The sequence below is a fragment of the Demequina sp. genome (assembly GCF_016278765.1).
GTDB lineage: Bacteria > Actinomycetota > Actinomycetes > Actinomycetales > Demequinaceae > Demequina.
In genome coordinates this window covers 86,425-110,297 of the sequence record NZ_JADQBE010000007.1, presented here as the reverse complement: position 1 = coordinate 110,297, position 23,873 = coordinate 86,425, and the positions used below count along the sequence as shown (strand labels likewise).

Genomic DNA, 23,873 nt, shown 5'->3' with positions numbered 1-23,873 from the left:
CTGTTTTCGGGGGGTCGGCGGCTGGGGTTCAGCCTACCGGCGCGCGCGTCGCAACGCGGCCCTCAGTCGACGTATGGCTCCCGATTTACTGGGACGCGAGGTAGTCGGCGAGCGCGTCTTGCGCCTCGCGCAGCAGGTCCTCCCACTCGAGGCCGGGCGCTCGAACGTGAAGAAGTTCGTTGCCTTCCCAGCCGTACGACTCGACGCCGACGACGCGGCCCAGGATGACACCCAACTGGCTGACCGCCGACGCGCCAAGAAGCAGTTCGGCCGAAGGCGCGATGAGGAGCACGTGGGTGTAGCCCGCCACTCGGGAGGTCCCGCAGTCCAGCAGGACCGCGCGCGGTCCGACCGGCACACGCGGACCACGTGCGAGGGCCTCACCCGGCGAGCGCCCGGGGAGACCTTGGGCTTCGTCGGCTTCGCTGGGCGCGTACTCGGACGCGCCATCACGAAGGCGGTGTGTGAGCGTCTGCAACGCGGCGGTGTCGATGTTGCCCATGCCCCGAGTGGTCATCCCATTACCCCTGTTAAACCGAATCGTCCACTTCCATTAACCCCCCGGTCGCACTCGGCGTCCAGTTCATGTCGCCAATCCCACACCGGAAAGACCCGCACCGCCATGGCCGATCCGCCCGTTCTGCCCCCGGCATCGGCGCCGACGTGGTGCGATGCTTCCCCGCATTTACCTCGCCACACAGAACAGTCGTGTCGACGCGTTCTACCCGGATGAGTTTGCCCAGGCCGAACCCACGCGCGGGTGAAGCAGGAGCGTTGGGGACGCAGGGCCGGGAGCGTCACCACAGATTGGGGCGTGACGGTGCCCACCGCGCGTGTGAGGATCCCCGTTGTCGCAAAGCGTTGTGCCTAGCGGGGCGCGCCAAGCCGGTGCGCGCAGTCAGGCGAGGCGCTACGCAACCTCGGAGCCGAGGGACCACAGGCACCCGGGCGACGCGCAGCCGGGCCGGGCTCACCGCTCGCCGTCGTCGGCCTATCGACGGCGGTGTGCCTTATCTTGTGGCGGGCCCGACACCGGGCTGGGCTCGTTGTCGTCTTCGTCATCGGTGAAATGGGCGTCGGGGTCGACCGAGGTCTCGAACGCCGCGGCCATGTCTTCCCCCGAGGTGTGATGCTGGCCTTGTCGTAGCGGGGATTCGCGAAGGAAGAGCAGGATGATGAACCCGACCAGCGCGAAGGGGACGGCGGCGAGGAACGTGGTCTGCAGCGCCTCGGCGAACCCGGTCGTGACCGCGAGATGGACGGGCTCGGGCAGTGCGGCGATCTGGTCGGGGCTGCCCAAGGAGGAGGATCCGCCGGGCATCTGGCCGGGGGAGACCCCGGCTGCCTTCAGTTGTGCTGGGATGGTGTCGCGGAGCCGATGGGTGAGCAGCGCGCCGAAGACTGCCACTCCCATCGCGCCGCCGAGGGAGCGGAAGAACGTTGCTCCGGAGGTGGCCACGCCAAGATCAGCATGAGGCACCGCATTCTGGGTGGCTAGTACGAGGACCTGCATCACCATCCCGATGCCGGCGCCGGTGACGAACATGAACACTCCTGCGAGCCAGAGCGGGGTGTCCACCGCCAGTCGGCTCATCAGTGCCAGCCCACCGGCTGCGACCAGCAAGCCCACCACCGGGAAGATCTTGTACCGCCCGGTGCGAGTGATGAGTCGCCCCGATCCGATCGAGGTGATCAGTAGGCCGACCATCATGGGAAGGGTGAGCAGACCGGAGGCGGTGGGTGACTCGCCCTTGACGATCTGCAGGTACTGCGGCAGGAAGATGATGGCGCCGAACATGGCGATCCCGACCACGAAGCCGGCCATGCTCGTGATGATGAACGTGTGGTTGGCGAACAGCCGCGGAGGCATGATCGGTTCCGATGCCCGGCGTTCCTGCCAGATCGTGAGCGCGAGCATGATCAGCGCTGCGGCGGTCAACCCGTAGGTCCAGGCCGAGTTCCAAGCGAACTCCTTGCCGCCGAGCGAGAGCATCAGCAGGAGGGCGCTGATGCCGGCGACGATGAAGAACGCTCCCAGCCAGTCGATGGAGTGCTGGCGGCGCGGGAACGGCAGCTTCAGCACACGTTCGGTCACGATCAGGGCCACGATGCCGATGGGGATTCCGACCCAGAAGGTCCATCGCCACGAAAGGTGCTCCACCAGGAAGCCTCCGAGCAGCGGCCCGGCGACAGTGGCCAGGCCGAAGACTGAGCCGATGTAGCCCTGGTAGCGGCCGCGTTCGCGGGGACTCACGACATCGCCGATAATCGCCTGGGACAGTGCCATGAGCCCACCCACGCCAATTCCCATCACGGCCCGGAATGCGACGAGTTGCCCCATGTTCTGGGCAAACCCGGAGGCAAGCGAAGACACCAGAAAGATGCCGATCGCGAGCTGGAACATGATCTTGCGACCGTAGAGGTCCGACAGCTTGCCCCAGATCGGTGTGGAGGCGGTTGAGGTCAGCAGCGTGGCCGAAACAATCCAGGCCAGCTGGTCTTGGCCGCCGAGCTCGCCGACGATGGTGGGTAGCGCCGTGGCGACAATGGTCTGAGACAAGGCGGCGACCAACATGCCCAACATCAGCCCCACCAGGACGGTGAGGATCTGGCGGTGCGTCAGGTTGGGCATCACCTGTTCGGTGGACGCCTCGGGCTGATCGACTCCACGGGATGGGGGCAAACTCATGGATGGCTCATTTCTGTCGAATGGGGATGGGGACTTAGAAGGTCGTCGAGGCCTGTGTTGAAGGCCGTCAGCAGAGACGCGAGGTCCGCCACATCCGTCGGCGACCATGACTGCAGGAGTTCGCGAACGACTCCACGCCGTTCCGCCCGCGTCGTGACCAGCACCCTCTGGCCGTGCTCGGTAAGCCGCACCTGACAGGCCCGCCCGTCCTCGGGATCGGGTTCCCGCGTGACCAGGCCAGCCTGCTCAAGAGACGTGACCTGACGGCTAATCGTGGAGGCGTCCAGATGAAAGTGCGCCGCAAGTGCGCTGGCTCGCAACGGACCGTCGTCGTGCAGACACGCAAGAATCCCATAGGTCGCCCGTTCCACCACGTGCTTGGCGGGAACACCGCGGAGGTGCACTTTCTGGGCGCGCCGCACCAGCAGCGTCAATTCCTGCTCAATGCGCTCCACCTCGACGAGATCGCCCCTCGCATCTAATACATGCATATGCCAACTATAACCGGTCAAGGTACTCGAGTTTCACCTCGCGTTGCTTCGCGGGCTGGGCCGTGGAGTCAAGGTTTCGCGAACAACGTGACGTGATTCGGCCGGGCTTTGTTCCGACTTTTCAGGAAGGATGGAACCCGTGACTCGATACACGCCAGAGATGCGCGAGCGCGCGTCGCGGATGCTCACGGAGGCGCGGTCTGAACACCCGGACCTGATGAGCCCAGAGACGCATCGAGTCTGGCAGTGCCGCTGCGACGTCGACGCCAGCGAGCGGCCCGCTGACGGCAAGTCGAGCCATCGCACCCGAGGCGGTGGTCACCTCGACGGTGCGCCCGTCGGAGAGCCATTGATACGAGTCCCGGGCGGAGGCCACCGGAGTCGCCAGGGCCACCATGAATGAAGCCGCCAGCACTGACGCTACCGCGCGCGGTACGAGCACAGATCCCGCTCAGAGAACACAGAACTGCGCTGATGGTGGCGAGGTGGAGCGCCAATGACAACCCCCGTTCTGGGGGCGCGCATATCTGGGCATAGCAGGAAGTTCTGCACGCGATGGGTGCACGGAAGGGACGAACCGCCTCCCGGCGGCACACGCATGTGAGGAATATCACTCACGCTGATCGCTCGTTCCCGAACCCCAGACCCCGGACCCCGGACCCAACGCATTGACCCCGCTCAAGCGTCATCGTCGTAAAGAGGTTGCTCATGACCAGACCCAGTCACCACTTGGCCGTCGCCATTACGGCGGCCGCGAGTCTCGCTTTGGCGGCGTGCGCGTCACCCGGCTCGTCCACGCCAGATCCCGACGTGGCGCGTCCCGCCCCTGACTCGCCGCACGCCGAAGCGCTCGCGCGCTCGCTCAACGATGCCGGGCTCGCGATCTTCCGTGCCGCCGCCAAGGACGACCAGAACACCGCGGTCTCCCCGCTCAGCATCGGCGCCGCGTTTGCGATGCTCAACGAGGGCGCCACGGCGCCGGTGGCGGGCGCGCTCGACCAGGCGTTCGGGTGGCCCGTCGACGGCGAGGCCCTGCTCGGCGCCTTCAACTCGCTCAGCCGGCGCGCGTCGTCGGAACCTGACGACTTCCCCGCCCCCGGCGAGGACGAACCCGACCACGCCGTCGTCCGCATCGCGAACCGCATGTACGTGGATGACGGTTTCGCCCCGGAACAGGCGTACCGTGAGGCGCTCGCCACGTACTTTGGCGCGGGCGCCGAAGAGACGCCCATGAGCACGGACCCGGAGAAGGCGGCGGACGCGATCAATGGCTGGGTCAAGGACCGGACCGAGGGGCTGATCCCGGTACTGGTGACGCCCGACGTCTTCGACTCCGATTCGCGACTCGCTCTGGTCAACGCTCTGTACCTGAAGGCCGCGTGGCAGCAGCCGTTCGAGGAGTCCGCGACGTCTGACGATCCCTTCACGCTTGCTGGCGGCAACAGCGCGGACGTGCCGATGATGCACACCGGCACTCGCGACGGCATGGTCTACCAGGGAGACGACTTCGTCGCGGTCGGACTTCCGTACGCGTACGGCGAGCTCGAAATGACGCTCATCGTCCCGACCCTCGGAGGCCTCGAGGCGGTCAGGTCGGGCCTCGATCAGGACCTGCTCGACGCGATCGACGCTGGGGCGGCAAGCACGGGTTACACCCTCGCGATGCCCCGCTTCACCGCCGAAACCAGAACGAATCTGCGCTCCGTCATGGAGGACGATATGGGCATCGACCACCTGTTCGGGGTGGTCGGGCTGGACGGCATCGCGCCGGACCTCTACGTGAGCGACGCGCTGCATGCGACCAAGGTGATCGTGGACGAGGCCGGCACCGAGGCGGCCGCCGCCACCGCCATCATCGTCGGCACCACAAGCGCCCCGCCGACCCCCGATGTGGAGATCCGCGCCGATCACCCGTTCCTGTACGTGATGCGCGACGCGGACACGGGCGCGGTGCTGTTCGTGGGCCAGGTGCTCGACCCGCGGTAGCCCCGCCCGCCCAGTGGCTGGATCCGTACCGGCTTCTGGCCGCAGCGGGCGCCCGGTGGCTCAATCCGTACCGTCGCGTCGCCCGTCTCCCGGTGGACCGTCGCGTGAGCACCGCGAATCCACTTGAGGCGCGCACGCCGTGCGGGGCGGCAGCGGCGGATGTCGATTGGCGGTGCTGGCGCGACGCGGTGCTAGCGCGACGCGGTGCTGGCGCGACGCGGTGCTGGCGCGACGGCGCGCGGTGCCATCTCGATCGCGTTCGACGTGAGCCGAGATAGCAGCCACAGAGTTGCGGTCGCGGAGCCCTAGCCGTGCGGGTTCCCCCTGCCTAGACTGTGCACACACTTAATCCGGAGGAGACTTCATGGCCGAGTACGAGGGCGACATCACACCCGAAGAGGCGTGGGAGATGATGCTGGACAATCCCCAGGCCGTCCTGGTGGACGTGCGCACCGAGGCCGAGTGGCGTTTCGTCGGCGTACCGGACACCTCCGAGACCGGCCGGGAGCCCGTGTTCGTGGAGTGGGTCAATTACCCCGAGGGTGCGCGCAACGCCAACTTTGTCGAGCAGTTGACCGAAGCCGGGATCGGCCAGGAGACCGGCGCACCGGTGATCTTCCTGTGTCGCTCCGGACAGCGCAGTATTGGCGCCGCGATCGCGGCGACGGCCGCGGGGATGCGCCCCGCGTACAACGTCTTGGACGGTTTTGAGGGCGCTCCCGACCAGGACGGTCACCGCGGCGTGCAGGGCTGGAAGGCCGCCGGCCTTCCGTGGCGTCAGGGGTAGTGGCGAGCGCCGAACGCCAAAGAAGGCCCCCACCGCGTAAGCCGTGGGGGCCTTCTGATGTTCCGGCGACTGCTTAGCCAGCGGTGAGGGGGCCGAGCGTGTCGTCGTTCGCGTAGACCTCAGCGGCGTTGGCCTGAGTCACGATCTTCGGCGTCAGCAGGAACGCGGGCACGATCTTCACGCCGTTGTCGTACTGCTCGGTGTCGTTGATCGGGATCTCGCCACAGTTCTGCAACTCGACGATCGAGGCGATCGTCTGGGCCACGAGTTCGCGGGTGTCCTTGTAGATCGTCGAGTACTGCTCTCCTGCGACGATCGACTTGACGGACTCCACTTCGGAGTCCTGACCGGTGATGACCGGGGTGACCTTGCCGGCCTGGGCAACCGCGACGAGCGCGGCGCGTGCCAGGGTGTCGTTCGGCGACAGGATGCCGTCAAGCGCCACGTCGCCCGCGTAGAAGCCGGAGAGGACGGTGTCCATGCGCTTCTGCGCGTTCTCCGCCTTCCAGCCCTGCGTGGCGACCTGCTCGAACGTGGTCTGACCGGAGACGACCGTGAGCGTTCCGTCGTCGATCTTCGGCTGCAGGATGCTCATGGCACCCTCGAAGAACGGCATGGCGTTCGCATCGTCAGAGGAGCCAGCGATCAGTTCGATGTTGTAGGGACCGTCGCCAACACGCTCGGCGAGGCCTTCCAGCAGTGCCGTGCCCTGGAGCACACCGACCTGGTAGTTGTCGAAGGCGATGTACGCATCGACGGCTTCGGTGTTCTTCACCAAGCGGTCATATGCGATGACCGTCGCACCGGTTGCCTTTGCGGCCTCGAGCTGGGTACCCAGCTGCGAACCGTCAATGGCGCCGACAACGATGACCTTGGCGCCGGCCTCGACCATGGCGTCAATCTGGTTCTGCTGCTCGGTGACACCGCTGTTGCCGAACTGCACGATCGGCTCAAAACCGGCGGCGGTGAGGCCGTCGTTGAAGAGCTGCTCCGCCAGAACCCAGTTCTCAGAGGTCTTCTGCGGCAGGGAAACGCCGATCGTGGAGCCCTCGGGAATGCACAGTTCGGTACCGGAGGCCGTCGATCCAGTGGTCGAGTCGGTGGCCGGGTTGTCTACCCGGTCCGACGAGCAAGCGGTGAGCGCGAGAGTGCTCGCCGCCGCGAGGGCGATTAGCCCTGGAAGGGTCTTGCGCATTACGTCCTACCTTCTTTGTCTTGTGCATCCGCCGTTGGATGCTGTTCGTGGGCAGCAACGTTCGTGGGCTCCGCGCCTACGTTCGCCACTTCTGCAGTCCGTGAATCGACGTTGATGGGCGTCTCAGCCCCGTCGTCCACGGAATCTTCTGGAGCAGGGCGGCTCCTAAAGAGGTGCCCGATGATCGACGGGCGGCCCTGCTGCTTGTTATAGACATCGAAAGCGACCGCCAGCAGAAGCACGAGACCCTTGATGATCTGCGTGCGGTCCGAGCCGACGCCCATGAGTTGAAGTCCGTTGTTGAGCGTCGCCATCACCAGGCCACCGATGATGGACCCGGTCACCGTGCCGATGCCTCCGGAGACGGCCGCGCCGCCGATGAACACGGCCGCGATGGCGTCGAGCTCCCACATGTTCCCGTCGAAAGGTCCCGAGGCGGTGGAGCGGCCGATGAAGACCATTCCTGCGACGGCCGCCAGGATCGACATGTTCATCATCACGAAGAAGTACGTGCGCTTGGTGGAGACTCCGGACAGCGAGGCCGCCACTCGGTTGCCGCCGACGGCGAAGATGTGGCGTCCGATGACGGTGCGCTGCGTGAGCACGTGATACAGAATTACGAGGCCCACCAACAGCAGGCCGGGTACCGGGAATGACGTTCCCACGCGGCCAGATCCGAACAGGTACGTGATGTAGGCGATGACCAGGATCAGCAGACCCGCACGGGTACCGGCGATCCCGTAGCTCTGGGGCTGCGAGCCGATGCGAAGCGCCTTCTTGCGCAGCTTCCACTCGTGCCACACCACATACACGCCTGCGAGGATGCCGAGCAGGAGAGTCGAGTTGTTGAGCCCGGTGTTCGGCCCCCACTCCCCGAGGTAACCCGCGCCGATGAACTGAAACTCGTCAGGAACGGGAACGGAGTTCGACTTGCCGATGAACTGGTTGAGCCCGCGGAAGAGCATCATGCCCGCGAGCGTCGTGATGAAGCCGGGTATCCCCACATAGGCGACCCACCAGCCCTGCCAGGCACCGATCGCGGCGCCGACGAGGAGCCCGAGCAGCATTCCCGCCCACCACGGGATGCCCCAGTCGCGGATGGCCATCGCCACGATGATGCCCGTCACCGCAGCGACGGAACCCACGGACAGGTCGATGTGCCCGACCACGATCACCATCACCATGCCGATAGCGAGGATCAGCACGTAGGAGTTGCCGTTGATCAGGTTCACCATGTTGGTCGGCGTCAGGACCTTGCCGTTGGTCATGATCTGGAAGAACAGGAGCAGCGCAACGAGCGCACCGAGCATCGTGAACTGGCGGACGTCTCCGCCGAACAGGCTTTTAAAGGATTTCATCGTTGATTTTCCTTCTGTGGGTCGAGGCCGGTCAGGCAGCGCTTGCGGTGGTGGTTGTCATGAGGCGCATCAACTTCTCTTGGTCAGCATCCGCGTGGTCGACGACACCGGAAATGCGTCCCTCACACACGGTGTAGATGCGGTCGCAGAGTCCGATGACCTCGGGAAGTTCAGACGAGATGACCACGACACCCTTGCCTGCCTCGGCAAGCCTCTGGATGAGGCCGTAGATCTCGTACTTGGCCCCGACGTCGATGCCGCGGGTCGGCTCGTCGAGGATGAGGATCTCTGGCTCCGTGAACATCCACTTGCCCAGGACCACCTTCTGCTGGTTGCCGCCCGAGAGCTTGTTGACACCCTCGTTGACGCTGGGGGTCTTGATGCGCAGCGACTCCCGGTACTCCTCTGCTGCGAGCAGTTCCGCGTCCTCGTCGATCATGGAGAGGCGGCTGATCTTGCGTAACCCCGCTGCAACGATCGTCTTGCGGATCGTGTCAAGGAGATTCATGCCCAGCGTCTTGCGATCCTCGGGTACGTAAGCGATGCCGTGCGCGATCGCGGACTGCACGGTGGGAATGGAGACAGCCTTGCCGTCGATGAAGATCTGTCCGGAGCGGTAAATCCCGTATGAGCGTCCGAAGACGGAGCGCGCCAGTTCGGTGCGCCCGGCGCCCATCACGCCGGCGAAGCCCACGATCTCGCCTCTGCGGACAAAGAAGTCAGAACCCTTGCACACCAAGCGACCCGCGACTTGAGGGTCCTCGACGGTCCATCCGCGTACCTCGAAGAACTTCTCGCCGATGACGGGCGTGTGCTCGGGGAAGCGGGATTCGAGCGACCGCCCGACCATGCCGCGAATGATGCGGTCCTCGTCGAGCGGTTCGTCCTCCACGTTCAGTGTCTCCACCTTGACGCCGTCGCGGATGATGGTCACGGCGTCGGCAATCTCTGCGATCTCATTGAGCTTGTGGCTGATCATGATGGAGGTCAGCCCGCGCTGCTTAAGTCCGCGCAGAAGGTTGAGGAGGTTCTCCGAGTCCTCCGCGTTGAGCGCGGACGTCGGCTCGTCGAGGATAAGAAGGCGCACGTCCTTCGACAGCGCCTTGGCAATCTCGACCAGCTGCTGCTGACCGACGCCAAGCGCCTTGATCGGGAGGTTGGGGTCCACACGCAGTCCCACGCGCTCCAGCAAGTCAAGGGTGCGGATGTGCGCCTCGTCCCAGTCGATCAGGCCAGCGCGCACCACCTCGTTGCCGAGGAAGATATTCTCCGTGACGGATAACTCCGGAATGAGCGCAAGTTCCTGGTGGATGATGACGATGCCAGCGTGCTCCGACGCCTTGAGGTCACGGAACTCGACGTGCTTACCTTCCAAGACGATCTGGCCCTCGTACGTGCCGTGGGGGTAGACGCCTGAAAGCACTTTCATCAGCGTTGACTTGCCGGCGCCGTTCTCTCCGCAGATGGCGTGGATGTCGCCGCGCCTCACAGCGATCGACACGTCATCCAGCGCCCTGACACCTGGGAACACCTTCGTGATATGGCGCATCTCAAGTGTTACATGCGTCTGTGCCACGTCGTCTCCCAACGCCTCATCGAGCCCGGAGTAATGGTTCACGGTCTTGTACCGGTTCAGACGCTATTCCCGACGATTATTGTCGTCAAGTTTCGAACGCAACTGTAATCATTTCGTTACAGGAAACAAAGAAAGTTCCGTCTAGAGGGTCACGTGGCGGCGCACGATTCTCCGCCTCAAACGCATGCGATGGCGAGGCGCGGCCGCGAGCCGCTGCCATCGCACAGCATGGAATCGCAACTCAAACTCAAGCCTCCTAAACGATTCGCCTGGATTCGAGTGTCGAACCCAATGCTGGTGCGAGCGAGACTCTCCGGGTACTCTCATCCTGTGGCGGGACACGTGCTGTCGTCAGGGTCGCAGTCGGCACTGCGCGAGGCGAATAGCGCCCGTTTACTCGGGGCCGTTCGCCAATTCGGCGGCATCACACAGGTTGAGCTCGCCGAAGCCACCGGACTATCCCCCGCAACCGTCTCCACCATCGTCAAGCAATTGCTTCTCGCCGGAATCGTCGAGACTCGGTCCACCACGCGCAGCGGGCGTCGAGCGCAGATGGTGACTCTCGCCCACAAATCCGGACTGCTCGTGGGCGCGCACATCGGAACCAGGGCGCTTCGGCTTGCAATCGCAGACTCCCGCTTCGAAATCCTCGCCGAGCGCACCCTTCCACTACCGTCCGACCATCGCCTCGACACCACCCTGGATCGCACAGCATTGCTCGCCATGGAACTCGTCGACGGGCTCGGCTCCACGACATCTGAGATTCTCGGAGTCGGCATCGGCCTGCCGGCCCCCGTCGATCCGACCACGGGAATGATCCTTGACCAAGGGCTCATGAGGGGCTGGGCCAACGTCGCCATCGCAGACGTGGTGAGTTCCCGCATCAACTCCCCCGTAGCTGTCGACAACGACGCCAACCTCAGTGCACTCGGCGAAGCGCGCTTCGGTGCGGGGCGCGGCTTTCGCGACGTGCTCTACGTGTGGGCCTCGTACGGGACCGGCGCGGGGCTCATCATCGACGGCGAGATCCACCGCGGACCCCGCGGCACTGCTGGGGAAATCGGCCACACGCTCGTCGACCCGCAGGGTCCCATCTGCCGATGCGGCAGCCGTGGCTGCCTCGACACTCTCGTGGGGGCACAAGCGCTCATCGACTCGCTCCGGATCAGCCGCGGTCCCATGTCGCTCAGCGACCTGCTTGAGTTCGCCTCCTCGGGAGACCCAGGCTGCCGACAAGTGGTCGCCGATGCGGGCGCCGCGATCGGCGTCGCCGTCGCGAACCTTGCGGTCGCCTTCAATCCCGAAGTCGTCGTGGTCGGCGGCGAACTCGCCCAAACAGACGTGATCTTTCTGGATCCGATCCGCGCCGCCGTGAACCACCGAGTCCTCATCTCCAGGGAAAACCCTCTCGAAGTGCGTCGGGGTGAGCTGGGGTCGCTCGCACCCGTCCAAGGAGCCCTCGCCATGGCGGCCGAACTCGCCCACGTTCCCGGAGGTCGATGATGATCGACCGGGCACTAGGGGCAAGACAGGACACAACAATGACTGCACCACCGTTGCTGCGCATGCGTCACATCTCCAAGTCCTTCGGAGCGGTTCAGGCTCTGATCAACGTGGACTTCGAGGTCAATCACCATGAAATCGTCGCGCTGGTGGGCGACAACGCGGCTGGCAAGTCGACGCTGGCACGTGTTATCGCGGGAGTGCACCAGCCCGAGTCAGGCACCATCGAGATCAACGGCGAACCGGTCACCCTTCCACGGACGGCCGTCGCACAAGCGCGCGGCATCGCCACGGTGTTCCAGGGACTCGCACTCGCGGAGAATCTCGACGTCACGGCCAACATCTTCCTCGGCCGCGAAGTGCGCGAACACGGGCTCCTCGCCGAGGAACACATGGAAACCCTGGCGCGCGACTATCTCGAGCGCCTCAACGCACGCATCCCCTCACCGCGCACCCCGGTCTCACACCTCTCGGCGGGGCAGCGCCAATGTGTCGCCATTGCGCGCACCCTCGTGGGCGACCCCCAACTGATCGTGCTCGACGAGCCCACCGCCTCCCTGTCCGTGGCACAGACCGCAGAGGTGCTCACCCACATCCAGAGCCTCAGGAGCCTCGGACTCGGCGTCGTGTTCATCAGCCACAACCTCACCGACGTGCGCGCCGTCGCCGACCGCATCGAGGTCTTGAGACACGGACGATTCAACGGCTCGTTCAGTGCTCCGCACGACGCCTACGAGGAGGTCATCGCCGCCATCACGGGGGCGACCACAATCCGCAACTGACCGACGCACGACATGGGCACTAACCTGTGGGCATGACAGACGCATCGTCTTCGAAAGCATCGTCCCCCCACGGCGCAGCCTCCAGCGCCGCAGAATCAACCGTTCCGCCGCACGGTCCGAGCGCACTTCGCCCCGACACGCTCGCCGTGCGCGGCGGCATGCACCGCACGCCGTTCGACGAGATGTCGGAGCCGATCTTCCTCACGCAGGGCTACGTGTACCCCACGGCCGCCAACGCCGAGGCCGCCTTCGCGGGCGAGATCGATCGCTATCAGTACAGCCGCTACGGCAACCCCACGGTCACGACGTTCGAGGAGCGCCTGGCGTTGATCGAGGGTGCCGAGGCCTGTTTCGCGACCGCAACCGGCATGGCGGCCGTGTTCGTCTCGCTCGCGTCGGTCCTCACGCAGGGCTCGCGCCTGGTGGCGGCCCGCGCGCTGTTCGGATCGTCGGTCTCGGTGTTCAACGACTACTTCGTCGAGTGGGGCATCCGGGTCGACTACGTGGACGGCCACGTCAACGCGGACTGGGAACGTGCGCTCGCCACCCCGGCGGACGCGATCTACGTGGAGTCCCCCACCAACCCCATGCAGGACGTCATCGACATCCCCTTCGTGGCCGCGCTCGCCAAGCAGGCCGGGGCACTGTTCATCGTGGACAACGTGTTCGCGACCCCGATCGGCCAGAGGCCGCTCGAGTTGGGCGCCGACGCCGTGGTGTACTCGGCGACCAAGCACATCGACGGCCAAGGCCGCGTGCTAGGTGGCGCGATTCTCGGTTCGTCCGAGTACATCGACGGCCCCGTGAAGACGATGGTGCGGACGATGGGCGCGACCATGAGCCCCTTCACCGCCTGGGTGCTCGCCAAGTCCCTGGAAACCCTGTCGGTCCGCGTCAAGGCGATGACCGCATCGGCGCGGGACCTGGCCGCCTGGCTCGAGGCCCACCCCAAGGTGGCCGTGGCCCGCTACCCCCTGCTGCCCTCGCACCCGCAGTACGAGCGTGCCAAGGCGCAGATGACGCTGGGCGGCACGCTCGTCACGATCGACATCGCCCTTCCCGACGGGGTCGACCCCCACGGCCCCGAGGCGAAGGCCGCTGCGTTCCGCTTCATGGACGCGCTCCAGGTGATCGACATCTCCAACAACCTGGGCGACGCCAAGTCGATCGCGACCCACCCTGCCACCACGACGCATCGCAAGCTGGGCGCCGAGGGCCGCGCGGCCGTGGGCATGTCCGCCGCGACCGTGCGCCTCAGCATCGGCCTCGAGGACGTCGAGGACCTGCGCGAGGACCTCGAACAGGCGCTGGCTGCGGTTGACTGGAACACCACGATCAGCATGGTTCTACCTAGTACGCGGTCAACCACCGTCCCTGGGCAGTACAACGAGTAGCGATCCGAGACGACGAAGAGGCCTCTCGCCGGACATGGCGGGGCCGTGAGGTGTGTTTGTGCCCGCGGGCCCTCAGTGGGATTCTGCTGGCGATGCCCATACGGCCGCAAGATCCGCAAATGCGGCGGCGCCGAGCGCACCTAGACTGGGCGCGTCCGCGAAGCCCGAGCGACGCAGTTCGAGGTCCCGCACCAGCGCACTGCGCACCAGCGCCACGGTGGTGCGTGCCAGCGTTTGGGCTCGGAAGTCGAGGTCCGGTCCGTCGGCGTGCCCGTCCATGCGCAGGCGCTCACGGACTGGAGCGACCAGGGCATCCTCGATCGCGAGAATGCGCCCCGGGAAGGCCCGCCCGCCCATGCGCCGCATCAGTTCCGCGGGCCTGTTGTCGGCAAACAACGACAGCACCGTGGGCCTGGCACTGGAGCGCAGTTCGCGCTCGAGCTCGACCACTGCGGCGCCGATGGCCTCGACCGCGCGCTCGGCAACCGGCCTGGCGCGAATCAGGCCAACGAAGCGGGGAATTCCCGTCATCGCCTCGTCCAGCACCAGCTCCTCCTTGGCCGCGAAGTAGCGGAAGAAGGTGCGCTCGGTCACGCCAGCGGCCTCGGCGATGTCGCGCACAGTGGTGCGGTCGTAACCGCGCTCGGCGAACAGAGCATCGGCGGCGCGCAACAGTGACGCACGCGTCTCTCGCTTGCCGCGTTCGCGCTTTCCGAGATCGTCGTCGATGGCGGCCATGGCTACATCTTGTCATGACTGACAGAATGTGACAAAGTGTCAGTCATGACATCTGTTGACCCGGACGGCGCGATCGTCGCCCAGCGCGTCCACAAGACGTACCACCTCGGGTCGGTCGAGGTGAGGGCCCTCGAGGATGTCTCGGTCACCGCCGCCCCCGGCGAGATGATTTGCATCATGGGCAAGTCCGGATCGGGCAAGTCCACGCTGCTGCGCCAACTGAGCCTCATCGACCGCCCCACCGCGGGAGAGGTGCTGATCGACGGGGTCGCCACGACCGGGATGCGCGAGTCGCGCCGCGCGCAGTTGCGGCTCGAACGCTTGGGTTACGTGTTCCAGGAGTACGCCCTCATCCCGGAGCTGACCGCCACCGAGAACGTGCTGCTTCCCGCCCTGCAGCGCGACGGCCGCGCCGGACGCGACCGCGACCGCGCCGCCGAGCTGCTCGACGCCGTGGGCCTCGGCGACCGCCTCCACCACCGCCCCAAGGAACTCTCCGGCGGACAGCAGCAACGCGTCGCCATCGCGCGGGCCCTCGTCAACTCCCCCTCCATCGTCTTCGCGGACGAGCCCACCGCCAACCTCGACTCCGCGTCGGGCAAGGCGGTCATGGACACCCTCACCCGGCTCAACCGCGAGACCGGCATCACGGTGCTGTTCGTTTCTCACGATCCGGACTACGCCGTCTACGCGAGCCGGCTGATCCACCTGGCCGATGGGCACCTCGTCGAGGAGGCGACCCCATGATCCGGCGCGACCTGCGGGTGGCGGGCTTCCTGGCCTCCCGATCCATTACACGCGGCAACGCGGGCGTCACCACGATGGCGATCGCCATGGTCGCGGCCGTGTTCGTGTCCATCATGTTCCTGCCCTCGCTCATCGCCGGCGCTTCCACCTCGATCGAGGCGCAGATCACGGACACGCTGACGGGCGACCTCGTGATCACCGGCCGCGACCGCGCGCCCATCGACGACGCCGACGCCTACCTCGAGCAGGTGCGCGCGGTCGACGGCGTGGAGGCGGCCACCGCCCGGCGCGTCGTCGGCAACCAGATCGCCTACGGCGAGGACTTCAACGCGTGGACCGTCGCCGCGGTGGACCCCGTCAGCTATGCGGACGTCTTCACCACGCCCGAGCACCTGATCGAGGGCGACTGGCTGGAGCCCTCCGACGAGGACGGCATCGTGCTAGGGGTCGGCATCGCCGGCGCCGATCAGCCCGACCTGCGCACCTACGGGACGTCCCTCAAGACGGTCCACGTGGGCGACGAGGTGGAGGTCAGCCTGCTGGGCGGCACCACCGCGGTGTTCACCGTGCGCGGCATCTACGCCAACAACTTCTCGCTCACCGACCAGAGCGCCTTCATCACCCTCGCCGCCGCCGACGCGGCCATCCCCGAGACGGACCCCGCCGACCAGATCGCGGAGATGTTCGACGGGATCGACGCCATGGGCGAGTCCCTCGACGAAGCCTCCGCACAGGCGGCCAGCCTGTCCGAGGGCCTCGACGCGCTGGCCGATGCGAGCGACTCTATCGCTTCGGGTGCGTCGGGGGTGTCCAGCGGTGCCGACGGCCTCGCTTCGGGTGCGTCGGGGGTGTCCAGCGGTGCCGACGGTGTCGCGGACGGCGCCTCAGGCGTCGCCGGAGGTGCCTCTGGGCTGGCCAGCGGGGCGGCCGGGGTTGACGACGCCGTCGACGCGCTCGGCGACAGCGCGCAGGCGCTTGCGGACGGCGCGGCTTCGCTCGCCGTGAGCACCCACGCGATCGCCGACGCGATGGCCGATGCCGCCGCCGCCTTCGAGTCCTCGGCCGGAGCCGCGGCGACGGCGGCCTCCGACCAGGCTGCCGCGGTGGCCACGAACGCACAGGCGGTCGCCGCCGCCTGTCCCGCGGCGGACGCGCCCGAGTATTGCCAGCAGGTGGTCGATCTCGCCGCCGAGGCGGCCGCCGCCGCCGCAACGGCATCGGTCTCCCAGGATGCTGTCGACGCGGCCGTAGAGGGCATGTCCGTGCTCGCCGGCCAGTCGGCGGCGCTGGCCGCACGAGCCGACGACCTCTCTAGCGGGGCATCGGCTCTCGTCAACGGCGCCTCCGACCTGTCCTTCTCCTCGGCGGACCTCGCCGCGGCGGCCGGATCGCTCGCCGACTCCTCGTCCGACCTCGCCAACGGCTCCTCCACGCTCGCGAACTCGACCACGTCGCTGGCAGCCTCCGCGGCGACCCTGGCGGGCTCCGCCACAGGCTTGGCCGATGGCGCCACAACCCTTGCAGGCCAGACCGACGAGGCCGCCGACGGCACCTCCGCCCTGGCGGACGCGCTCGAGGAGGGCGCGGACTCCGTCCCCGACATCGCGGAATCGGAGCGCGACGACCTGCTCAGCCTGTTCGACATGGCCGAACTCCCCGCCGCGGGCACAGCCTCCACCATCGTCGTGCTCGGCGCGGACGGCATGACCACCGACGGCCTCATCGCCGCGATCGACCCGCTAGGCTCCGACGTCGAGTTCCAGACCCCCGAACAGCTTTCGCTGGCCATCCAGGATCAGCTCGACACATTCGAACTGATCGACTCCATAATGCGGGTGATCTCGCTGCTCGTGGCCGCGATCACCGTGTTCATCATCACCTACGTGGACCTCAGCAACCGGCGACGCCAGATCGGCATCGAGCGTGCCATCGGCATCCGCTCCACCGCCATCGTCACCAGCTACGTGTTCAAGTCCGTCCTCACCGGGGCCGTGGGCAGCGTGGTGGGCTTTGTGCTGTTCCGCTTCGCCGTCGTCCCCATGGTGGACCGCCACCCGTTCGTCTTTCCCAACGGTCCGGTCACGCTGGAGGTCAGCGGGCAGTCCATGCTCAACGCTGCGCTGATCCTGCTGGTCGTGTCAGCAGTCTCGGCGCTGATCCCGGCGATCCAGGCGGTGAGGATGCGGATCCTGGACGCGATCTGGGGATGACGCGACTCGGAGGCACGTGCACGTTCGGCAAAGCCCGTGACCGCATGCGCGGCGCGCAATACGCGGACGGCAAGGGAAGCCTTCGCTGCCTGGTGGCGGCTTATCGGTAGCCCGAGCAGCGGGGCGGTTCGGGTTTTCGACGCGACGCGACCGTGCGACTCAGCATCGGCCTCGAGGATGTCGAGGACCTGCGCGAGGACCTCGAACAGGCGCTCGCCGCAGTCTGAAGGAACGCCGTCTAGGTAGCTCGCAGCAATCCCACGCCCAGGGTGATGGCCGACGCCGCGAACAGCGCGGCTCCTAGCCAGACGAGCATCATCCAGCGGTTTGGCATGGTGGCGCCGCGGTGGAGCGAACTGAAGAAGAATCCGGCGGGCATGACGATGCCAGCTATGGCGATCCCGGATCGCGCCAGCCAGAGCCACGCGCCGGTGAGGTCGGTGGCTTCGCTCACTACCGCGGCGACGATGCCGAGCGTCACGAACATCCCGGCGTGGCCGTGCCCCGCGCGGTGGAACGACTTCTGGAACTCGGTCAATTCATGCCCGCCGGTGGCAACCCGCGTGAGGTACCAGCCGCCTGATTCGATGGTGACGAACGCCAGGAAGAGGCTCCCGACGAGGATGAGGGTGGGGTCTGACAGGGAAATCATCGTGGACTCCAGGGACGAGGAGGGATTCGGAACGGTGTTATGTAACAACGTTAGGCTACAGTCTTCCGTATGGCCCGTCCAGTGCTCTACGACGACAAGACACGCGAGCGCCTCCTCGCAGCGGCGTCCCGTCGGGTCCACAAGCGCGGGCTCGAGGGCCTCAGCCTGCGTGGACTCGCTCGCGACACCGGCACGACTACCGCAGCCGTCTACGCGCTGTATGGAGGAAAGGACGGCTTGGTCGCTGCGGTATACGAGCGCGCGGTGATCCAGTTCGCCGCCACGCTGCGGAGTGCGCCAAGGCATGAGGATCCGCAGTCCGATGTGCTCTCTCTCGGACTCGCCTACCGGGAGAGCGCGTTGGCCGATCCGCATGGCTATCGGGTGATGTTCGGGGGCGCGGTCGATCCGCGCACAGTGCCAGCGCACATCTCCGTCGTGGCCGCTGACGCGTTCAGGCTCCTTCGCCAACGCGTCGCGGAGGCGCAATCGGTGGGTGCCCTGCGCACGGACGTGCCAGCCTCTGCGATCGCCACCTCCCTGTGGGCACATACCCACGGGCTCGTGTTGCTCGAACTTGAGACGCCGACGCCGCCGGACTCTGTCGATCCTGCAGCTCTTGCAGAGGCCGCACTGCGCGCACACCTTCGGGGGTGGGCGCCCGCCACCGCATGAACGCCCCGCGCGCGTCACGGCGAGCTCCACTGAGTCCCGCGTCGGGAATCGACGCGAAACGGCCCCCAAGTGGGGCGGGGTCGAAGCAGTGGCTGGCGAGTGCGGCCTAGGCCTGCGCGTCGTAGCGGCGCAGGCGCAGCGAGTTGCCCACCACAAAGAGGCTTGACCCGCCCATCGCGGCGGCCGCGATCATGGGGTTGAGCAGGCCGGCGGCCGCGAGCGGGATCGCCACCACGTTGTAGGCGAACGCCCAGAACAGGTTGCCGCGAATCGTGCCGAGGGTCTTGCGTGCCAGGCCGATGGCGTGGGCAACGCCGCGCAGGTCGCCGTTCACGAGCGTCAGGTCCGAAGCCTCGCGCGCCACGTCAGCGCCGGTGCCAATCGCGATGCCGACGTCGGCCTGGGCGAGCGCAGGCGAGTCGTTCACGCCATCCCCGACCATCACCACGCGGCGGCCGCCGTGCTGCAGCTCCACGATGACATTGGACTTGTCGCCGGGCAGCACCTCCGCGATGACGCGGTCGATTCCCAACTCTTCACCCACGGCGCGTGCTGCGCGCTCGTTGTCGCCCGACAGCAGCACGACGTCAAGGCCGAGCGCCTTGAGACTGTCGATCGCCTCGCGCGACGTCGGCTTCACGGTGTCGCGCACGGCGATCGCGGCCTCGGCGGCGAGCGGCGCACGCGTGGGAACGTCGTCGCCGGGCCCGGTCAGTAGACCCCCTGCCAGCGGGGCCGCGCGCCCGACGAAGACCACGGTGGCGCCCGAGCGCTCCTGCGAGTGTGTCCAGTCGGCCAACCCGACTGGAACCGTGTCAAACAGGCGACGCGAGCCCACCGTGACCTCGGCCACAGCGTTGTCTCCGCCATCGGCGCCGGGCAGGCCGAGCCCCCTCACCGTCGCCGTCACTCCCTGGCCGGGCGCGGACCGGAAGCCCTTGATGAGCATCGAATTCGGGTGTGACTGGGCGATCACGCGTGCGATGGGGTGCTCGGACCGGTCCTCGACCGCGGCGGCGGCATCGAAAAGCACCGCAGCCTCGTCGGCGTCCAACCCCGGCGCGAACTCGTCGACCAAAGACATGCGACCCTCGGTGACGGTGCCGGTCTTGTCGAGCACCACGGTGTGGAGTCGACGGGTGTCCTCGAGCACTTGCGGGCCACGGATCAGGATGCCCATCTGGGCGCCTCGACCCACGCCCACCATGATGGCGAGAGGGGTGGCGAGCCCGAGCGCGCACGGACAGGAAATGATGAGCACGGCCACGGCCGCGGTGAACGCGCGGTCCACGTCGCCGGTCGCGAGCAGCCAGCCCACCAGGGTCACGAGCGCGAGGCCGATGACCACGGGCACAAACACGGCCGCAATGCGGTCGGCAAGTCTTTGGATGTTGGCGCGGCCGGACTGGGCCTCGTCCACCATGCGGGCAATCTGCGCGAGCATCGTCTCCGCGCCCACGCGGGTCGCCTCGATTGTCAGGGCGCCGTCGGCCGCGACCGTGCCTCCCACCACCTCGGAGCCAGGGGCGACGGCCACGGGTGCGGACTCGCCGGTGACGAGCGACGCGTCGACCGCCGCCTCGCCCTCGATCACCAGTCCATCGGTCGCGATCGTCTCGCCGGGCCGCACCACAAAGCGCATCCCGATGCCGAGGTCGTCGCGAGCGATCACGGTGCCGTCCTCAAGCGTGGCGGTCGCACTTTGCCGTGCGCTGAGGGCGCGAATCGCGTCTCCCGCGTGCGCCGTCGACCGCACTTCCAGCCACTTTCCCAGCACGATCAAGGTGACAATCACGGCCGCGGTCTCGAAGTAGACGTGGCCGGTGCCACGCAGCAGCACAACCATCGACCACGTCCACGCCGTCACGGAGCCGACGGTGACAAGGGTGTCCATCGTGGTGGCACGATGGCGGGCGGACATCACCGTGGAGCGATGGAACGGCCAACCGCTGTAGAACACCACCGGCGTCGCGAGCGCCGCGACCACCCATTCCCAGCCAGCGAACTGCCACGCGGGAATCATCGAGATGAGCACGGTGGGCAGCGCCAGCGCCGCGCCGACGACGAAGCGGCGCCGGAAGTCGGCGATGCGCGCGGCATCGGCCTGGGTGTGTGCGGCGTGTTCATCGGCGAGCGACATGGACTCAGCGCCCGCCTCTGGGGTCTGACCCTTGGCCGGGGTGAGCACCTGATAGCCGAGCCCGATGATCGCCGCCCGCATCATGTCCTCGAGTTCGGCCGGGTCCATCTCACCATCGATGTTGACCGTCGCGCGGCGGGTGGCGATGTTGACGGCGGCGACGTCCACACCGGGCAGTAGGGCGAGACCCCGCTGGATGGTCGAGGCGCATCCCGCGCACGTCATTCCGCCGACGGCCAGGTTGATGGTCTGCTGCTCGGACTCAGTGGTGGTCATGGGTGCTCCAGGGTGTGCAGTGGCGGGATGCGTCGCTAGGAGACGACGCTGTAGCCCGCTTCATGCACGGCCCCGTCGATCGCGAATTCGAGGTCTCCCCGGTCCACCGTTCCGTCGGGGTGGACGCTTACCCGTCCACTCGCCACATCAATATCGGCGCCTGTGACGCCAGCGGTGGCGGTCAGTGCCGAACGGACCTTGCTCGCGCAACCATCACACGTCATGCCTTCGACGGTGACGTCGATGCTGGGGATCTCATGGGCAGTGGTCATGACGATGCTTCCTCTCTGCGGGCCGACAGGTGAACCGGGGGTGATAGCAAAGATAAACCTTGCCCTGGACCGGAAGGTCAAGCCGAGGTCTCGTGGCGCGCTCTGCCGCCTGACGAGGGCTCAGGCGAGCGGCAGCAGGCGGTGGTGCGGAGCGCGGCGGGGCGGGGCGGCCTCGGCCGCCGCCCTCGCCTCAATCACCTGGCAACGCGCGGGGTCATTGCACGACTCGGGATTCATCGCCGCCGCGCGTTCCGCCATCGCCCGCAACTCGTTGCGGGTGGCCAGCAACCGGTCGATTTGAGCGTCGACCTCGGCCAGGTGCAAGGCCAGGAGGTCGCGGGTGTGAGCACACGTGGACTGGCCCGCGGCCTTCATGCCAATGATTTCGCCCGTCTCGGCGAGGGTGAGCCCCGCCGCCTGGGCGTCGCGGATGAATCGCAGTCGCTCGGCGGCGTCGTCCCCGTAGTCGCGGTACCCATTGGTGTGGCGGTCGGGCTCCTCCATGAGCCCGATCTGCTCGTAGTACCGGACCGTCTTGGTCGTGAGGCCCGTCTGCTGGGCAAGTTCTCCGATGCGCATCGTCCCATTCTACAGCAACGTTCCAGTGAGATGGAATGATCGCCGCTCGTGTTCCCGGTCGCCGGGGCCCCTCTGGCACTGGGCCAGCGGCATAGCCTGACGCTATGCGTACCTCGCCTCGCAAGGTCGGCCTGCTCGGCGGCATCACCTGGCACTCGACCCTCGACCACAGGCGCCTGATCCACCAAGGCGTCATCGCCGGGTGCACTGAGATCCCGATGGCGATGACGGCTCAGGGCGTCGACGCACCCTACCTGAACGCTCTCGCGCTCCACGCCCGGGCCGCTGTCACGTACGCCCGCGGCGACTGACGAACCGGCCGATTACGACATAACGCCACGTAACTGGGTGTTTCGCCCATAATGGGTGCCCCCTATATACCGCGACGAAATCGCGGTCTATCGTGAAAGACACGCATACGAGCTGAGGGGGTCTCGGAGTGACACTGCCACCGCGCGTTGTCTCCCCGTCCCAGGCTGCGACACCTGATTGGTGCCTGCGTGATCAGATGGCCGCAAGCCACCTGGTCGCACATGACGCACTACGTCGCGGCCCTCGTGAGCGCGCCCAGATGCTACGGCGCATCGGCATCCACAAGATCGTGTGGGACTGGCGCGACGAGCACTTGGCCACGTTCGACGTCGAGCTCGACGCTCTGCGCCAGTACCAGGTTGAGCTCTCCGGGATGTGGACGCCGCTTCCCATGCCGGCGTATGAAGAGCCGGACTACGCCAGCCGATTCGGCATCGTCCCCACCGCGATCAAGACGCTCATCACCGAGGCGGCGCGGCGCGGATATGCCCCGGACCTGTGGACCCAGATCGGGTTCGGTCCGCCGGGAGCGCCCCCGCCGATGTCGGAGCAGGCGCATCTCACCGAAGTCCACCGTGCGGCCGACCACCTCGCGGGGCTGGCGCGGCTGGCCCGAGGTCACGGCATGTGCGTGATGCTCACCAACCATGGCGGATGGGCCGGTGAGCCACGCACGCTGGTTGACGTGGTGAGGGAACTCGCACGCCGCGGACTCGGCAACGTGGGAATTGGGTTCAGGCTCCAGCACGCCCACCACCTCATCGCGGACCTCGACCTCCACCTGAGGACGATGGACGAATACCTGGTGGCACTCATGCTGAGCGGCGCCGATGCCGGGGCCGAGCTGACGGGCCGCGTCATCCTTCCCTTTGGCGCAGGAAGTCGGGACCGCTGGGTGACACACGCCCTGCTCGAGTCCGGCTGGCGCGGTCAGCTGGTGGTGCACGCGGTGGGTCAAGACGACTCGGAGGCGCGGCTGCTGGACAGTCTCGAGGGCTGGGAGTGGTCGGTCGACCGCTTCCTGAGGCATCCGCGGACTCGTCCCGCGCCGCGAGTCCTGGAGCCCACCTGGCCCCCGAACTCGGAGTGGACCGGACGGGCCCTGCGTACCGCTCGCGGCGAGCACGCACTGCGCGCCGACGCGAAGCTGGCGCCGACGGCCCAGGCGGGCGTGGGCGGTCCTCCCGCACCGGGCGCGGCCCCCGCCAGTCCTGACACGTACGTGCCGGGTCCTCGCGTGCCGACCCCCTACGGGCAACCCACGCCCCAGCGGCAGCCCGCGCGCAGTGCCTCCGCGGCCGCCTACTTTCGCGCGCAGCCGATCCCGACGGCGCAGCCTGCAGCAACGGCGCAGCCTGCGGCGGCACCAGCGTCGGCCGCACCAGTGTCGGCCGCACCGGCAACGGCGGCACCAGCGCCAGGGTCGACACCAGTGCCAACGCGCCGTCGGTCCACCGCCCCAGGAATCGGCGCGGCCCCAGGAATCGGCGCGGCCCCAGGAATCGGCGCGG

At 67.1% G+C, this 23,873-nt stretch carries 20 protein-coding genes and 2 pseudogenes; 11 read left to right on the top strand and 11 right to left on the bottom strand.

Going from position 1 to position 23,873, the window contains the following annotated elements:
• Positions 1-85: 85 nt before the first annotated feature.
• The 3 genes from QZZ29_RS01055 to QZZ29_RS01045 all read right to left on the bottom strand — a co-directional run bounded on the left by QZZ29_RS01055 (position 86) and on the right by QZZ29_RS01045 (position 3,180).
• Complete coding sequence (locus QZZ29_RS01055) at positions 86-517, bottom strand: hypothetical protein (protein ID WP_291380715.1); 432 nt, start codon at positions 515-517, stop codon at positions 86-88.
• Between the two features lie 474 nt (positions 518-991).
• Entirely contained in the window at positions 992-2,689 is a 1,698-nt protein-coding gene (locus QZZ29_RS01050) for an MDR family MFS transporter (protein ID WP_291380714.1), read from the bottom strand.
• Positions 2,686-3,180, bottom strand: a complete 495-nt coding sequence (locus QZZ29_RS01045; protein ID WP_291380713.1) for a MarR family transcriptional regulator — start codon at positions 3,178-3,180, stop codon at positions 2,686-2,688. Before QZZ29_RS01045 ends, QZZ29_RS01050 begins: the two co-directional genes overlap by 4 nt.
• Positions 3,181-3,888: 708 nt before the next feature.
• Here QZZ29_RS01045 and QZZ29_RS01040 point away from each other — a divergent pair.
• Together QZZ29_RS01040 and QZZ29_RS01035 are read left to right on the top strand one after the other, a co-directional pair.
• Complete coding sequence (locus QZZ29_RS01040; protein WP_291380712.1) at positions 3,889-5,166, top strand: serpin family protein; 1,278 nt, start codon at positions 3,889-3,891, stop codon at positions 5,164-5,166.
• A 364-nt stretch (positions 5,167-5,530) separates the two neighbouring features.
• The gene (locus tag QZZ29_RS01035; protein ID WP_291380711.1) at positions 5,531-5,953 is read left to right on the top strand and encodes a rhodanese-like domain-containing protein; all 423 of its coding nucleotides are present in this window, start codon (positions 5,531-5,533) and stop codon (positions 5,951-5,953) included.
• A gap of 73 nt (positions 5,954-6,026) precedes the next feature.
• Here QZZ29_RS01035 and QZZ29_RS01030 read toward each other — a convergent pair whose 3' ends face one another.
• Genes QZZ29_RS01030 through mmsA form a run of 3 tightly spaced genes read right to left on the bottom strand, consistent with a single transcriptional unit; the run spans position 6,027 to position 10,055 of the window.
• Positions 6,027-7,148, bottom strand: coding sequence for a sugar-binding protein (locus QZZ29_RS01030; protein WP_291380708.1), 1,122 nt, complete (start codon positions 7,146-7,148; stop codon positions 6,027-6,029).
• A complete protein-coding gene (gene mmsB / locus QZZ29_RS01025; protein ID WP_291380707.1) occupies positions 7,148-8,506 on the bottom strand; it encodes a multiple monosaccharide ABC transporter permease in 1,359 nt (452 codons plus the stop codon). The genes QZZ29_RS01030 and mmsB overlap by 1 nt, the downstream gene beginning before the upstream one ends.
• 31 nt (positions 8,507-8,537) lie before the next feature.
• Positions 8,538-10,055, bottom strand: a complete 1,518-nt coding sequence (gene mmsA, locus QZZ29_RS01020) for a multiple monosaccharide ABC transporter ATP-binding protein (protein ID WP_291380705.1) — start codon at positions 10,053-10,055, stop codon at positions 8,538-8,540.
• Between the two features lie 357 nt (positions 10,056-10,412).
• On the opposite strand from mmsA, the gene QZZ29_RS01015 reads away from it, so the two are divergent.
• The 3 genes from QZZ29_RS01015 to QZZ29_RS01005 are packed head-to-tail and all read left to right on the top strand — an operon-like array spanning position 10,413 to position 13,761.
• Positions 10,413-11,585: an ROK family transcriptional regulator gene (locus QZZ29_RS01015; RefSeq protein WP_291380704.1), complete on the top strand. Its 1,173-nt coding sequence runs from the start codon at positions 10,413-10,415 to the stop codon at positions 11,583-11,585.
• A gap of 38 nt (positions 11,586-11,623) precedes the next feature.
• The gene (locus QZZ29_RS01010) at positions 11,624-12,367 is read left to right on the top strand and encodes an ATP-binding cassette domain-containing protein (protein WP_291380702.1); all 744 of its coding nucleotides are present in this window, start codon (positions 11,624-11,626) and stop codon (positions 12,365-12,367) included.
• Between the two features lie 32 nt (positions 12,368-12,399).
• Entirely contained in the window at positions 12,400-13,761 is a 1,362-nt protein-coding gene (locus QZZ29_RS01005; RefSeq protein ID WP_291380701.1) for an O-succinylhomoserine sulfhydrylase, read from the top strand.
• 72 nt (positions 13,762-13,833) lie between these two features.
• Here the strand turns inward: QZZ29_RS01005 and QZZ29_RS01000 are convergent, their stop codons facing one another.
• Complete coding sequence (locus QZZ29_RS01000) at positions 13,834-14,499, bottom strand: TetR/AcrR family transcriptional regulator (protein ID WP_291380699.1); 666 nt, start codon at positions 14,497-14,499, stop codon at positions 13,834-13,836.
• A gap of 45 nt (positions 14,500-14,544) precedes the next feature.
• Here QZZ29_RS01000 and QZZ29_RS00995 point away from each other — a divergent pair, with 45 nt between their 5' ends.
• The 3 genes and pseudogenes from QZZ29_RS00995 to QZZ29_RS00985 form a co-directional block, all read left to right on the top strand.
• Positions 14,545-15,246, top strand: a complete 702-nt coding sequence (locus QZZ29_RS00995; RefSeq protein WP_291380697.1) for an ABC transporter ATP-binding protein — start codon at positions 14,545-14,547, stop codon at positions 15,244-15,246.
• Entirely contained in the window at positions 15,243-17,456 is a 2,214-nt protein-coding gene (locus QZZ29_RS00990) for an FtsX-like permease family protein (protein ID WP_291380695.1), read from the top strand. The genes QZZ29_RS00995 and QZZ29_RS00990 overlap by 4 nt, the downstream gene beginning before the upstream one ends.
• A 128-nt stretch (positions 17,457-17,584) precedes the next feature.
• Positions 17,585-17,683, top strand: a pseudogene (locus QZZ29_RS00985) (PLP-dependent transferase); the annotation flags it as partial.
• An 11-nt stretch (positions 17,684-17,694) separates the two neighbouring features.
• On the opposite strand, the gene QZZ29_RS00980 reads toward QZZ29_RS00985, so the two are convergent.
• Positions 17,695-18,108, bottom strand: coding sequence for a hypothetical protein (locus tag QZZ29_RS00980; RefSeq protein ID WP_291380694.1), 414 nt, complete (start codon positions 18,106-18,108; stop codon positions 17,695-17,697).
• Between the two features lie 69 nt (positions 18,109-18,177).
• Between QZZ29_RS00980 and QZZ29_RS00975 the strand changes: the two genes are divergently transcribed.
• Positions 18,178-18,783, top strand: coding sequence for a TetR/AcrR family transcriptional regulator (locus tag QZZ29_RS00975; protein WP_291380692.1), 606 nt, complete (start codon positions 18,178-18,180; stop codon positions 18,781-18,783).
• 106 nt (positions 18,784-18,889) lie between these two features.
• Here QZZ29_RS00975 and QZZ29_RS00970 read toward each other — a convergent pair whose 3' ends face one another.
• From QZZ29_RS00970 to QZZ29_RS00960, 3 genes are all read right to left on the bottom strand, one after another.
• A complete protein-coding gene (locus tag QZZ29_RS00970; RefSeq protein WP_291380690.1) occupies positions 18,890-21,199 on the bottom strand; it encodes a heavy metal translocating P-type ATPase in 2,310 nt (769 codons plus the stop codon).
• Between the two features lie 35 nt (positions 21,200-21,234).
• Positions 21,235-21,471, bottom strand: coding sequence for a heavy metal-associated domain-containing protein (locus QZZ29_RS00965; protein WP_291380689.1), 237 nt, complete (start codon positions 21,469-21,471; stop codon positions 21,235-21,237).
• Between the two features lie 120 nt (positions 21,472-21,591).
• Complete coding sequence (locus QZZ29_RS00960; RefSeq protein WP_291380687.1) at positions 21,592-22,050, bottom strand: heavy metal-responsive transcriptional regulator; 459 nt, start codon at positions 22,048-22,050, stop codon at positions 21,592-21,594.
• A gap of 104 nt (positions 22,051-22,154) precedes the next feature.
• Between QZZ29_RS00960 and QZZ29_RS00955 the strand changes: the two genes are divergently transcribed.
• Together QZZ29_RS00955 and QZZ29_RS00950 are read left to right on the top strand one after the other, a co-directional pair.
• Positions 22,155-22,361 (top strand): hypothetical protein, encoded by a 207-nt coding sequence (locus QZZ29_RS00955; protein ID WP_291380686.1) that lies wholly within the window; start codon positions 22,155-22,157, stop codon positions 22,359-22,361.
• Positions 22,362-22,558: 197 nt separating this feature from the next.
• Positions 22,559-23,873, top strand: a pseudogene (locus tag QZZ29_RS00950) (hypothetical protein); the annotation flags it as partial.